Origin of the sequence: Cryptosporangium sp. NPDC048952 (assembly GCF_043197895.1) — a bacterium.
In the GTDB taxonomy this organism is placed as follows: domain Bacteria; phylum Actinomycetota; class Actinomycetes; order Mycobacteriales; family Cryptosporangiaceae; genus Cryptosporangium.
Genome location: NZ_JBICTY010000004.1, coordinates 764,266 through 776,640 on the forward strand (window position 1 = coordinate 764,266; position 12,375 = coordinate 776,640).

Annotated in this window: 14 protein-coding genes and 1 pseudogene; 10 read left to right on the forward strand and 5 right to left on the reverse strand. The window is 69.7% G+C overall.

Features of this window, described 5'->3' with window-relative positions; genetic code table 11:
* Positions 1-83 precede the first annotated feature (83 nt).
* From paaZ to paaK, 3 genes are read left to right on the forward strand one after another with little or no spacing between them, the layout of a single operon-like run.
* Positions 84-2,105 carry a phenylacetic acid degradation bifunctional protein PaaZ gene (gene paaZ, locus ACGFY5_RS26400; protein WP_392723829.1) on the forward strand — a complete coding sequence of 674 codons (2,022 nt, stop codon included), beginning with the start codon at positions 84-86 and terminating at the stop codon, positions 2,103-2,105.
* Positions 2,102-2,860 carry an enoyl-CoA hydratase/isomerase family protein gene (locus tag ACGFY5_RS26405; protein WP_392723830.1) on the forward strand — a complete coding sequence of 253 codons (759 nt, stop codon included), beginning with the start codon at positions 2,102-2,104 and terminating at the stop codon, positions 2,858-2,860. The genes paaZ and ACGFY5_RS26405 overlap by 4 nt, the downstream gene beginning before the upstream one ends.
* A gap of 9 nt (positions 2,861-2,869) precedes the next feature.
* Positions 2,870-4,177, forward strand: coding sequence for a phenylacetate--CoA ligase PaaK (paaK, locus tag ACGFY5_RS26410; RefSeq protein ID WP_392723832.1), 1,308 nt, complete (start codon positions 2,870-2,872; stop codon positions 4,175-4,177).
* Between the two features lie 7 nt (positions 4,178-4,184).
* Here the strand turns inward: paaK and ACGFY5_RS26415 are convergent, their stop codons facing one another.
* Positions 4,185-4,502, reverse strand: coding sequence for an ArsR/SmtB family transcription factor (locus ACGFY5_RS26415; RefSeq protein WP_392723834.1), 318 nt, complete (start codon positions 4,500-4,502; stop codon positions 4,185-4,187).
* Between the two features lie 49 nt (positions 4,503-4,551).
* On the opposite strand from ACGFY5_RS26415, the gene ACGFY5_RS26420 reads away from it, so the two are divergent.
* On the forward strand, positions 4,552-5,823 hold the full coding sequence (locus tag ACGFY5_RS26420) for an MFS transporter (RefSeq protein ID WP_392723836.1): 1,272 nt from the start codon (positions 4,552-4,554) through the stop codon (positions 5,821-5,823).
* Here ACGFY5_RS26420 and ACGFY5_RS26425 read toward each other — a convergent pair.
* Positions 5,779-6,243, reverse strand: coding sequence for a DUF2867 domain-containing protein (locus ACGFY5_RS26425; RefSeq protein ID WP_392723837.1), 465 nt, complete (start codon positions 6,241-6,243; stop codon positions 5,779-5,781). The genes ACGFY5_RS26420 and ACGFY5_RS26425 overlap by 45 nt on opposite strands.
* Positions 6,244-6,505: 262 nt before the next feature.
* On the opposite strand from ACGFY5_RS26425, the gene ACGFY5_RS26430 reads away from it, so the two are divergent.
* The gene (locus ACGFY5_RS26430; RefSeq protein WP_392723926.1) at positions 6,506-7,564 is read left to right on the forward strand and encodes a LamG domain-containing protein; all 1,059 of its coding nucleotides are present in this window, start codon (positions 6,506-6,508) and stop codon (positions 7,562-7,564) included.
* On the opposite strand, the gene ACGFY5_RS26435 is transcribed toward ACGFY5_RS26430, so the two are convergent.
* Entirely contained in the window at positions 7,554-7,907 is a 354-nt protein-coding gene (locus tag ACGFY5_RS26435; RefSeq protein WP_392723838.1) for a chorismate mutase, read from the reverse strand. The genes ACGFY5_RS26430 and ACGFY5_RS26435 overlap by 11 nt on opposite strands.
* 133 nt (positions 7,908-8,040) lie before the next feature.
* On the opposite strand from ACGFY5_RS26435, the gene ACGFY5_RS26440 reads away from it, so the two are divergent.
* The gene (locus ACGFY5_RS26440) at positions 8,041-8,673 is read left to right on the forward strand and encodes a hypothetical protein (RefSeq protein ID WP_392723839.1); all 633 of its coding nucleotides are present in this window, start codon (positions 8,041-8,043) and stop codon (positions 8,671-8,673) included.
* Between the two features lie 21 nt (positions 8,674-8,694).
* Here the strand turns inward: ACGFY5_RS26440 and ACGFY5_RS26445 are convergent, their stop codons facing one another.
* Both ACGFY5_RS26445 and mraY read right to left on the reverse strand, forming a co-directional pair.
* On the reverse strand, positions 8,695-9,426 hold the full coding sequence (locus ACGFY5_RS26445) for a dienelactone hydrolase family protein (protein WP_392723840.1): 732 nt from the start codon (positions 9,424-9,426) through the stop codon (positions 8,695-8,697).
* Positions 9,427-9,505: 79 nt separating this feature from the next.
* Positions 9,506-10,444 (reverse strand): annotated as a pseudogene (gene mraY, locus ACGFY5_RS26450) (phospho-N-acetylmuramoyl-pentapeptide-transferase); the annotation flags it as partial.
* A 171-nt stretch (positions 10,445-10,615) separates the two neighbouring features.
* Here mraY and ACGFY5_RS26455 point away from each other — a divergent pair.
* From ACGFY5_RS26455 to ACGFY5_RS26470, 4 genes are all read left to right on the forward strand, one after another.
* The gene (locus ACGFY5_RS26455; protein ID WP_392723928.1) at positions 10,616-11,170 is read left to right on the forward strand and encodes a GNAT family N-acetyltransferase; all 555 of its coding nucleotides are present in this window, start codon (positions 10,616-10,618) and stop codon (positions 11,168-11,170) included.
* Positions 11,167-11,658 (forward strand): SRPBCC family protein, encoded by a 492-nt coding sequence (locus ACGFY5_RS26460; protein ID WP_392723841.1) that lies wholly within the window; start codon positions 11,167-11,169, stop codon positions 11,656-11,658. The genes ACGFY5_RS26455 and ACGFY5_RS26460 overlap by 4 nt, the downstream gene beginning before the upstream one ends.
* A 324-nt stretch (positions 11,659-11,982) precedes the next feature.
* The gene (locus tag ACGFY5_RS26465; protein WP_392723843.1) at positions 11,983-12,279 is read left to right on the forward strand and encodes a hypothetical protein; all 297 of its coding nucleotides are present in this window, start codon (positions 11,983-11,985) and stop codon (positions 12,277-12,279) included.
* Entirely contained in the window at positions 12,216-12,362 is a 147-nt protein-coding gene (locus ACGFY5_RS26470) for a helix-turn-helix transcriptional regulator (protein ID WP_392723929.1), read from the forward strand. Before ACGFY5_RS26465 ends, ACGFY5_RS26470 begins: the two co-directional genes overlap by 64 nt.
* The last annotated feature ends 13 nt before the right edge of the window (positions 12,363-12,375 follow it).

Sequence of the window (12,375 nt, forward strand, 5' to 3'; positions counted from 1 at the left end):
AACCGCATTTACTTAACGATCGGTCTGTAATACCGTGGCACGCGTCTGCACATCGCGCAACCGCCAACGACGGAGGAGCGAGAATGAGCACGCTGCTGGAGAGCTACGCAGCCGGGACGTGGTTCCGCGCCGCCGACGGGGGCGAGCCCCTGCTCGACGCGGCCACCGGCGACGAAGTCGCACGCATCTCCAGCCGCGGCCTGGACATCGGCGCGATGGTGCGCCACGCCCGTGAGACCGGCGGCCCCGCGATCACCGCGCTGACGTTCCACCAGCGCGCCGCGTTACTGAAGAACCTCGCCAAGCACCTGACCGCGCAGAAGGACGAGTTCTACGCGCTCTCGCTGCACACCGGCGCCACCACCCGCGACACCGCTGTCGACGTCGACGGCGGCATCGGCACGCTGTTCAGCTTCGCCAGCAAGGGCACCCGCGAACTGCCGAACGACACGATCGTGCTGGATGGCGGGGTCGAAAAGATCGGTAAGGCCGGCACGTTCGTCGGCCGGCACCTCTACACGTCGCGGCCCGGTGTCGCGGTGCAGATCAACGCGTTCAACTTCCCGGTCTGGGGCATGCTCGAGAAGCTCGCTCCCGCGTTCCTCGCCGGGCTGCCGACGATCGTCAAGCCGGCGAGCCAGACCGCGTACCTCACCGAGCTGGTCGTCCGCCGCATCGTCGAGTCGGGAATCTTGCCCGAGGGTGCGCTGCAGCTGATCGCCGGTAGCGCGGGGAGCCTGCTCGACGAGTTGACCGTGCAGGACTCGGTCGCGTTCACCGGGTCCGCCCACACGGCGGGGATCCTGCGGCGGCACCCGAACGTGGTCGACGGGGGAGTGGTGCTCGGGGTCGAGGCCGACTCGCTGAACTGCTCGATCCTCGGCCCCGACGTGCAGCCCGACGACCCCGAATTCGATCTGTTCATCAAGGGTGTGGTCACCGAGATGACGGTGAAGGCCGGCCAGAAGTGCACGGCGATCCGCCGGGTGCTGGTGCCGCAGAACCGCGAGGACGCGGTGATCGAGGCGCTCCGACAGCGTCTCGCGAAGGTCACCGTCGGCGACCCGCGTGACCCCGATGTCCGGATGGGCGCGCTCGCCAGCCTGGGTCAGCGCGACGAGGTCCGTAAAGCGGTCGAGGCCCTGCGCGCCTCCGCGGACATCGTGATCGGCGACCCCGACGGCGGCCCCGTGGAGGGCGACACGGAGCGCGGCGCGTTCCTCACGCCGCTCGTGTTGCGGGCGCACAACGGTGCGCAGGAGCCGCACGACGTCGAACCGTTCGGCCCCGTCAGCACGGTGCTGACCTACCAGACAGCAGCCGAGGCCGTCGCCCTCGCCGCCAGGGGCAAAGGCAGCCTCGCTGCGTCAGTGGTCACCCACGACCCCGCCGTGGCACGCGCGGTAGTCCTGGGCCTCGCCCCGTGGCACGGCCGAGTCCTCGTCCTCGACCGCGACGACGCCAAGGAATCCACCGGCCACGGCTCCCCACTGCCGATGCTCGTGCACGGCGGTCCCGGTCGCGCCGGCGGCGGCGAGGAACTCGGCGGCGTCCGCGCCGTGCTGCACCACATGCAGCGCACGGCCGTGCAAGCGTCCCCGGACCTGCTCACCGCGATCACCGGCCAGTGGACCACCGGCGCCACCCAGCACACCGAAGACGTCCACCCGTTCCGCAAGAGCCTCGCAACGCTGCGGATCGGCGACACGATCCGCTCCGCTCCGCGGACCGTCTCGCGCCACGACATCGAACACTTCGCCGAGTTCACCGGTGACACGTTCTACGCGCATACCGACGCCGACGCCGCGGCGAAGAATCCACTCTTCGGCGGCATCGTCGCGCACGGCTACCTCGTGGTGTCGCTGGCCGCGGGGTTGTTCGTCGAACCGTCGCCGGGGCCCGTGCTGGCCAACTACGGCGTCGACGACCTGCGTTTCCTCACCCCGGTCAAAGCCGACGACACGATTGCGGTGACGCTGACGGTCAAGCAGATCTCGCCGCGTAACACCGCGGACTACGGCGAGGTCCGCTGGGACGCCGTCGTCACCAACCAGGACGGCGCCCCGGTCGCGACCTACGACGTCCTCACGCTGGTGGCGAAATGAGCGAGGTCCTGCTCGAACGCGACGGTGCGGCCGCGATCGTCACGCTGAACCGGCCGTCCCGGAAGAACGCGCTGGACGGCGGCACCAAGACCGCGTTGCGCGCCGCCCTGGAATCCGTCGCCACCGACGACACCGTCCGCGCGGTGCTCCTCACCGGCGCCGGCGACGCGTTCTGCGTCGGACAGGATCTGGGAGAACACGCGACGGCGCTGCAGACGGACGCGGGGACGGCGTTCGACACCGTCGAACGTGACTACGCACCTGTCGTGAAACTGCTGGCAGGCATGAACAAGCCCGTGGTCGCGGGTGTCAATGGAACCTGTGTGGGTGCGGGTCTGGCGCTCGCGCTCGCCTGCGACGTGCGCCTCTTCGCCGCCGACGCGACGCTGGCCACCGCGTTCACCGGCATCGGCCTGACCTGCGACTCGGGGCTGACGGCAACGTTGTCACAGGCGGTCGGTGCCGCCAAGGCCCGCGAATTGGTGCTGCTCGGTACGCCGTTCACACCCGAACTCCTGGGCGCCACGACCGTCCCCCGCGAGGAGTTGCCCGCAGCCGCCAGGGCGCTCGTCGCCACGCTCGCGCAGGGTCCGACGGCCGCGTACGCCGCCACCAAACGCCTCTTCGCGACGCGCCTCGACGAGGTCCTGGGCGCCGAGGCACGTGAGCAGGCCGCCCTCGGCCTCACCACAGACCACCAGAGCGCCGTCGCGGCGTTCCTCGCCAAGCAGAAGCCCACGTTCTCCGGGTCCTAGGGAGGCACCGTGCACGACCTCAGTCCCAGACCCGGCGACCTGGAGGCGATCGAGACCGCCTCCCGCGACGAACTCCGCACGCTCCAGACCCAGCGTCTGCGCCAGACGATCCGGCACACCTACGACAACGTCCCGCACTACAAATCCGCGTTCGACGACGCCGGCGTGCACCCCGACGACGTCAAGACGCTCGAGGACCTGGCCCTCCTGCCGTTCACGACGAAGGAGGACCTGCGGCGCAACTACCCGTTCGGCATGTTCGCGGTGCCGCGCGAGGACGTCGTCCGCATCCACGCGTCGTCCGGCACCACCGGCCGCCCGACCGTCGTCGGCTACACGCAGGCCGACCTCGACGTCTGGGCCGACGTCGTCGCGCGCAGCATCCGCGCCGGCGGCGGACGCAAGGGCATGATCCTGCACAACGCCTACGGGTACGGCCTGTTCACCGGCGGCCTCGGCGCCCACGCCGGCGCGGAGAAGCTCGGCTGCACCGTCGTGCCGGTCTCCGGCGGCATGACCGAACGCCAGGTGCAGCTCATCCGCGACTTCCGGCCCGACATCATCACGGTGACGCCCTCCTACATGCTCGCGCTGATCGACGAGATGGAGCGCCAGGGCGTCGATCCGCGGAGCACGTCGTTGAAGGTCGGCATTTTCGGCGCCGAACCGTGGACCAACGACATGCGCCGCGAGATCGAGCAGCGCCTCGACATGCACGCGGTCGACATCTACGGGCTTTCCGAGGTCATCGGCCCCGGCGTGGCCAGCGAGTGCGTCGAGACCAAGGACGGCCTGCACGTCTGGGAGGACCACTTCTACCCGGAGATCATCGACCCGATCACCGGCCGGGTGCTCCCCGACGGCGAGGAGGGCGAACTCGTCTTCACGTCGCTGACCAAGCAGGCCATGCCCGTCATCCGCTACCGCACCCGCGACCTGACCCGCCTGCTGCCGGGCACTGCCCGCTCGATGCGCCGGATCGAGAAGATCACCGGCCGCACCGACGACATGATCATCCTGCGCGGCGTGAACCTGTTCCCCACCCAGATCGAAGAGCTCATCCTCGGTACCGCGCCGTTGAGCCCGCACTTCCAGTGCGTCCTCTCCCGTTCCGGCACTCTCGACGACATGACGGTGCGCGTCGAGCGTCGGGATGCTGTTTCTTCGGTCGACGCCGAGCGGGCCGGCGGTGAGCTCGAGCGGTTGATCAAGAACCGGATCGGGGTGTCGGTGCGGGTCGAGGTGGTGGAGCCGGCCGGTATCGAGCGGTCGGTGGGCAAGATGCGGCGCATCGTCGACGACCGGCCGAAGCGCTAGCGCCTCCTCAGTCGCGGCCGAGGACGGCGTCGAGGAGGCCGGGGAAGCGGGACTCCAGGTCGTCGCGGCGGACCCGCATGATCCGGGCGCGGCCGTCGACGGTCGTGCTGGTGAGGCCCGCTTCGCGCAGCGTCCGGAAGTGGTGGGAGACCGTCGGCGGATTGATGCCGAGGTCGGCGCACCAGGTGTTCGCGCTGCAGTCGAACGGCTCCGGGCCCCGGTACATCGTGGTCAGCATCGTACGGCGGGCGGGATCGGCCAGCGCACTGAGGACGGTCGTCAGATCGATGTCCTCGACGTCCGGCTCCGGCAACTTCTTCGCCATTCCACCTCCATACTTTGACGCGAATCGAAGTCTACCCTAGCGTGGGGTCATGATTCGATCGTCATCGAAGTCCGGCTCGGTACCGCACCTGTGGCTGTTGGCCGTCGGCACGTTCGTGCTCGGGGTCGACGGGTTCGTGCTCGCCGGGCTCCTGACTGACGTCGCCCGGGATCTGGACGTGAGCGTGGCGCAGGCGGGGCAGCTGACGACTGCGTTCGCGGTCACCTACGCGATTGGGTCACCGGTCATCGCGACGGTCACCGGTCGGCTGGACCGGCGGATCGTGCTCGGGGCGGGCATGGCGGTGTTCCTGGTGGGGATGGTCGCGCAGGCGGTCGGGGGCACGTACGGGATCGTGCTGGCCGGGCGGGTGCTGTCCGGGCTCGGTGCGGCGGCGTTCCAGGCGAATGCGTTCGCGGTCGCCGGGGTGTTGTCGACGCCGGAGCGGCGGGCTCGGTCCCTGGCGGTGGTGGGGGCCGGGGGAAGCCTGGCCACGGTGGCCGGGGTGCCGTTCGGGGTGCTGGTCGGGCAGCAGGTGGGGTGGCGGGCGACGATGTGGATCATCGCTGGTCTCGCGGCCGTGGCTGCGGTGCTGGTCGTGGTGCTGCCGGCGGTGAGGCTGCCCACCGCGTCGCTGGGGGAGCGGCTCCGGCTGATGGCGACGCCGACGATGCTCGCGTTGCTGTGCGCGACCGCGTCGCAGCTCGTGCCGCAGTTCGCGGTGATCAGTTACATCGCTCCGCTGCTCGGCGCGGAGGGTGGGGCGGCGACGTCGGTGCTGGTCGCGCTGGTCGTGTTCGGGGTTGCGTTCTTCACCGGGAACCGGTTGGTGGGGGTTCTGGTCGAGCGGTGGGGTGCGTTGCGGACGATCAGCGCCGGGCTCGGTGTCACGGCGGTGGCGCTCGTGGTGTTCTGGGCGGTGCGGCCGGAGGTGGTGCCGGCTGTTGCGGCGTTGGCCGCGGTGGGGTTGGTCGGGCCGTTCCAGGTGATTCCGCAGCAGACGCGGGTGATCGTGGCGGGTGGGCCGGCTGCGACGGTTGCGCTCGGCCTCAACGGGTCGATGATCTACGTGGCGAGCGGGGTGGGCGCCGCGATGGGCGGCGGCGTGGTCGCGTCGGTCGGCGTGGGCTGGCTCCCACTGGTGGCCGCGCTGGTCGCGGTGGCAGCGCTGGGATTCACCCTGCTGACCGCGCCCGAGCGTGCACGGGCGAATGTCGCGCCCGAGGTGGTGGGCGAGTTGTCCGGGGCGCGTGGTCCGGTGCTCGGAGGCGGGCGGTCAGAGGCGGGTGGCGGCTCGGCTCAGCATGGCTCGGACCACTAGCGGGTGGAGTGCGCGGACCGGTAGTAGGTAGATGGTGCCGCGGGTGCGGACCGGGCGGGCGTGGGTGCTGAGCACGACGCGGTCGGTGTCGACCAGGACCGAGGCGCGGAAGTCCAGGTGGCCGGCGTCGGTGCCGAGGAGTACTTCCCGATCGGTCGCGGATTCCGTCGCGAACGAGGAGCGGTCACCGCGTTCGACGCCGATCAGGCCGACGAGCGCGTTCCGGACGCCGAGGGCCACGCGCACCCACGGCGGCGGGTCGAAGAACACCGCTTTCGCCCAGGCGTGCGGGTCGCGGGGGTGCGCGTCGGTGAGCCGAACCGCGTACGCGTCGACCAGGTCGCCGGGGCGTGGTTCGCCGAACCGTTCGTGCAGCAGAACCGCGTCCGCCGGGACGTCGACTGGCGTGGTGACGGGCATGATCGCCTCCATACGGTGCCGTATATTTTGCACTGTACGGCACCGTATGATTGGGCGGAACGCCGGCACGGTCCGAAGTGTTGGACGCTGGTCACAGTGACGGAAGTCCGATAGCGGCGGCAGGTACCACTGTGGATAGAGTGTCCGGCGCGGGGGGATTCGATCGATTCAGGAAGGTTCCGACGTGCCGACGGACACGCCCGAGAGCGATGCGACCGAGTCAGGGCACCAAGAGACCGTCTCTTTGGATCGAGAGACCGTGATGCTCCACGCGCCGACCGCCGCGCCCGGTGGTGCCGCGGCCGGCAGCGCATCAGCCGGTGGCGCGGCGACACGGGGTGCGGAGGCGCCGTCCGAGGTGACTGTGGATCCTTGGGGGCAGCCGGCGGCTGTGCCGTTCGTGTTGGCGGAGCCGGAGGCGGTGCCGAGTTTCGATGCGGGTGGGCCGCCGCCGGAGGAGCCCGCGTCGAGGCGGCGCATGGGGGTGCTCGTCGCGGTGGCGGCGGTGCTCGTTGTTGCTGTCGTGGCCGGGATCGTGCTGGTGAGCGGCGTGTTCAGCGGTGACGACGAGCCCACTGCCAAGGCGAGCAACCCGAGCGTGCCGGCTCCTACCGCGTCGCCCTCGGCCGTTTCGAGCAGCCCGGCGGCGAGCCCGTCACCGACGGTGGCCGTGAGCAGTGCTCCGGCGCCCGCGCCGGTTCCCGCGGGGCCGCAGCCCGTCGCGGCCTGGGGCGTGCAGGGCGGCAAGGGTGACGCCGGCGTCGGCGGGCAGAACCTCACCCCGACGAACGTTACCGCGGTCGGTGGGTCGGGTGGCTTCAACGGCAAAGACAGTCAGATGACGACGTCGAGCGCGGTGGTGCGCACCGGTGCGGGCAGCAGCTTCACGGTCGCTGCGTCGGTGTTCCTGGCGGGTACCGAGGGATACCAGACCGCGGTGAGTCAGGACGGTGCGGTGAACAGCGCGTTCTTCCTGCAGTACTCGTGGGCTGAGAAGAAGTGGGCGTTCTCGCGGGTGGGTGGGGATGCGGCAAACGCCGCGGGGGTTCGTGCGCTGTCGAACGCGCCGGCAGCGACGCGCACGTGGGTGCGCCTGGTCGGCGTGTACGACGCCCGCGCCGGGCAGTTGCGCCTCTACGTCGACGGCGTACCCCAGGGCACCGCCACCTACCAGACCCCCTTCGCGTCCACCGGCAAGTTCGCGGTCGGCCGCGCCAAGTTCAACGGCAAGAACACCGACTGGTTCCGCGGCAACATCAGCGACGTGACCATCTACGACGCCGCCCTCACCCCCGCAGAGGTCACGAAGCTCACTCGCTAGCAGACTTACCTGCACCAGGTCGAGGAGGCGTTCGCGCTACGGCCTGGTCCCGGTGGTGAACCCGGAGTTCGAGGTCGATGAACGCGCCGATCATGGCGCGGTAGGTGGCCTCGACGACGTCGGGGTCGGCAGTGGACTCGGTCGCGAGGGCTCGCACCGTGCGGATCACCTGCTCGACGCGATCCGGGGCGCGCACGGCGTCAGTATCGGCTTTCAGCGTGCCGGCGCGACGGACGAACTCCTCCCGGCGCGCCAGCAGCCCGACGATCTCCCGATCGAGCCGGTCGATCCCGGCCCGGACTTCGGTCAGCTGCTCAGCAGGCGTCCCGCGGTGAGCTTCCATTCCCGCAGACTACGGTCCTTCGTCAGCCAGCAGGCTGACGCTTCCGGAGAGCCGCGAACCTGAGGAGCGGCCAACTTAGACTTGCGATACGGCCGGATCGCGAGCGGGGCGAAGGGCGGTCTTCGTCCTCGTCGTGATTCCGGCAACCCTGGTGGCCATCCTGGCGCTCGTCGTCGGCGGGATGGCCGACACCCTCGGCGACCAGTCCGACCAGGGATCACCGCTGACCACGAGCGACATCGGCGTGTCCGGTGCAGGTGCCGTGGCCGTCCTCGTCCTGGCCACCTGGTGGCTGACCCGGAAACAGCGACCGTACAAAGACGACCGTTCCCTGATGCCGGTAGCGCTGGCCACGGTGGTGGCTCTCGCGATCTGCACCGTGCCGCTGTGGAAGCGCTACAACATGATCGACGTGACCGCGTCGGGGTTCCACCGGGCCGCGTACACGTTCTCAGGCGCCTTCCGCGTCTGGAACGGCACCGACCAACGCCTCCGGGTGTGCGTCGGCGCGACCGGCACCTGCGTCGAGGGCCGCCCGGTACTACTCCTCGACCCGGGCCAGCGCGGATCGGTCGAGAACACCTACCGGGTCGGCCGCCACTCCCTGACGATCGTCGAACCGGGCCCGTGGGCACGTCGGGACACCCGCGTGACCATCGAAGAGGTCGAATCCGACGACGACCCGTACACGCCAGGCGCCCCCACCCAGCCCTACGTCCCGCCGCCCTACCTGCCGCCCCAGGCCCCGATGGTCCCGTATCGATGAACAGCGGCCGACCGGCCGGGCTCAGCGTCCCCGGAAGAACGACACCGCCGACGCCAGCGCCAGATCCGTGAGCTCGGCGTCGTAGCGCGCGCCGACGTCGCGCATGAACGCGTGTTCCCCGCCGTCGTAGACGTGCAGTTCCACGTCGGTCAGGCCCGCCGAGTACAGCTGCGTGATCGTCGTCAGACGGGCATCCGCCGGGACGTGTGGGTCCCGCGAACCGAAGACGATCATCAGGCGGCCCCGGACGTCGGCGGCCCGGGCGAGGCTGTTCGCGGTGTCGGAGCCGAGAGCGCCGTTGTGCAGGCCGGTCGGGTAGAAGCAGACGGTTGCCGCGACCCGCTCGTCGAAGGCAGCCCGGAACGCGAGGTGTCCACCCAGGCAGAAGCCGGTCACCGCGAGCGTGGACACGTCCGGGCGGCCCGCGAGGTGGTCCAGCACGGCGGCGCGGTCCGCGTCGAACTCCGCGGTCGTCATGGCCGCGGCGCCGGCCAGACCCGCCTCCTTACCGGCGTCGTCGAACTCCAGCGCGACGCCGGCGAGAGGCCCGTGCGGGTAGATCTCGGGAACGCACACCAGGAATCCCTCGGCGGCCAGCCGGCGCGCGGTGCGCAACGTCGACTCGGTCAGCTGGAAGATGTCCGTGTACAGCATCACCCCGGGCCAGGGACCCTCACCGGTGGGCCGGAGAACAGCCGCGTTGATCTCGCAGCCCGGACCGGGCACGACGATTCTTTCCTCGATCAGCTTCACGCCGCGACAGCCTAACGACAACTCATCGCCGCCTCGCCGAGCCGCGCCGGGTCCCTGCCGCCCGCGGGCGATCGCCGGCTCACAGCGGGAAGATCTCCAGGTAGTCGGCGAAGAAGACGCTCAGACCCGCGGCGACGAACACTCCGGCAACGACCCAGAACCGGACGACGATCGTCGTCTCCGGCCACCCGGCCAGCTCGAAGTGGTGCTGCAGCGGCGCCATCCGGAAAATCCGGTGACCGGTGCTGCGGAACGACACGATCTGGATGACGACCGACAGCGTCACGATGACGAACAGCCCGCCGAGGAGCGGCAGAAGCAGCGTCGTTCTGGTCGTCAGCGCGAGACCCGCGATCAGACCACCGATTCCGAGCGCGCCGGTGTCACCCATGAACAGCCGGGCCGGGGGCGCGTTCCACCACAGGAATCCGGCCAGTGCACCAGCGGCCGCCGCCGCGAGCAGTGCTGTCTCGAGTGGATCGCGAACCGTGTAGCAGGGCTGGCCGGTGAAGTCCGCGCAGATGTGCCGGGACTGCCACAAGCCGATCAGGAGGTAACCCGCCAGCACCATGATCGACGGGCCGGTGGCCAACCCGTCCAGACCGTCGGTGATGTTGACACCATTCGCCGTGGCGATGACGACCAGGGCGAAGAACAGCGCCGCCCCGACTTGCGTCAGGTGGGCCCAGCTGATGTCGCGGGTGAGAGAAAGCCTTTCCGACGCGATCGTGTAGCCGTTCTCGTCGGGCAGATTCAGCGCGAGGAACGCGAACCCGACCGCGACCACGGCCTGGCCGATCAGTTTGCCCCGCTTGTTCAGTCCGAGGCTGCGCCTCTTCCGGATCTTGATGAAGTCGTCGACGAAGCCGACCAGACCCATTCCGACGAACAGGCCGAGCAACGTGACGGCGGTCGGGCTGATCCGTTGCTCACCGACAACGACATGGGTGACGAGGTACGCGATCACCGTCGCCGCGATGAACACGATCCCGCCCATCGTCGGCGTACCGCGAACCCCGCAGCCAGCACACTCCTCACGCGTGGGCACCCCTCTACCGCCAGACTCCGCGCGAGGGTACGGCCACCCTCCAAGGCGCGGCGGACGGCCAAGAACCATCCGCGCAACCGGCGCCGCTAGGCGGGCCGTGGAGTGTTGGACATTTCCTTCGGTGCCGACCACTATGCGCTGGTGGACGCCTATCTGGACACCGAGCGCCTGGTCTTACGACGCCTCACCGCCGACGACGCGGACCTGCTGATCGAGCTGGACAGCGACCCGGCGGTCATGCGGTATCTCACCGGCGGCGAGCCGACCGCACCGGAGGACGTCCGCGAGCGCCAGCTGCCGGGTGTCCTCGCCGGCTACGAGAAGTGGGGCGGCAAGTTCGGAGTGTTCGCCGCACAGGACAAGGAGCTCGGCGCTTTTGTCGGCTGGTTCCTCCTGCGTCCCGAACAGGGAGGCCCACTGGACGAGGTCGAGCTCGGTTACCGGCTGCGTCGGGCGGAGTGGGGCAAGGGATATGCGACCGAGGGCTCGAAGGCGTTGGTCGACAAGGCGTTCACTGAGCTCGGCGTGCGGATGGTGTGGGCCGACACGATGGCCGTGAACGAGGGCTCCCGGAAGGTGATGGAAAAGGTCGGGATGACGCTCGTGGCGACTCTCGGTACGCCGTCGGACATGCAGATCATCGAGGGGTCCGAGCACGGGGGCGTGCGGTACGAGATAACCCGGGATCAGTGGTGACGTACACCGTTTCGATCGAGATCGCCGTGCCGCTGGAAAGGGTGGCGCAGCTGCTCGCTGACCCGGTTCAGCTGCCGATGTGGTTGCGTGGTCTGGTGGTGCACGAGCCGTTGAACGGGAGGCACGGGCAGGTCGGTACCGAGTCGCGCGTCGTGCTGCGGATGGGGCAGCGGGAGTTCGAGGCTGTCGAGACGATCACGCGCCGGGAGCCGGCGGACCTTTCGAGCATTCCGTCCGGGACCGTCGTGCATTTCGAGCGTAAAATCGTCGCCGAGGGGATGTGGAGTGCGGCGCGTGAGCGGCTGACGGAAGCCGGTCCGGGGGCGACGCTCTGGGAGAGCGAGAACGAGTACCGGTTCGGCGGTTTCCTGATGCGGTTCGTGGGCCTCGTGATGCCGGGCGCCTTTCGCAAGCAGTCGCGGCAGCACATGAACGACTTCACGGAGTTCGCCGAGCACGGAACCGACGTCCGCGAAGCGAAGGATTGACCTGCGCCGTTGCCCAGCAACGAGTTCTTGGGCCTACGACGAGTTCCCGGCCCTACCGGCGCCGGTCGTTGGCCCGGGAACTCGTCGTTGGGCCGATAACTCGTAGGTGGTCCGCCGGAGCGTCGTTCCGGCTGGTCGGTCGGCGTTGGAGCTGGCTCTTCGGTAACAGCGACGGCGGCGGGCGCGGGGCTCCCTCGCGAGCAGCCCGATCTACCGGGTCATGACCCGGCACCTGCACGAGCTGTTCCGCAACCAGGCGGCGCTGGCCACGGACCCCGCGACGAACCAGCTCGGCATCGCTACGTCGAGCTCGTCCGTGCGCTGGTGGCGTCGGCAGCGCACGATCGCCGCCACGCGCGGCCCGCGCTGGACGTCGTCTTTCTGGAGCAGGTAAAGCTTTTCGTCGAGATCAACCTGGCGGATCCGGATCTCACGCCGGCGGCGATCGCGGCCGCGCACCACGTGTCCGAGCGGTACCTGTACAAGCTGGCGCGGCGGCGGGCATCCGGCTGGAGCAGTGGATCATCGCGCGTCGGCTGGAGCACGTCCGGAACGAGCTGGCCGATCCGGCGGCGCGGCACCGGGCGATCGCGGCCGTCGCGCACCGGTGGGGGTTCGTGAACCGGTCGCACTTCGCTGCGCGTTTCCGCGCCGCGTACGGGATGTCCGCGCGAGAATGGAGAGCGCTCTCAGCCGTGCGGTGAGAGCACATTTCCG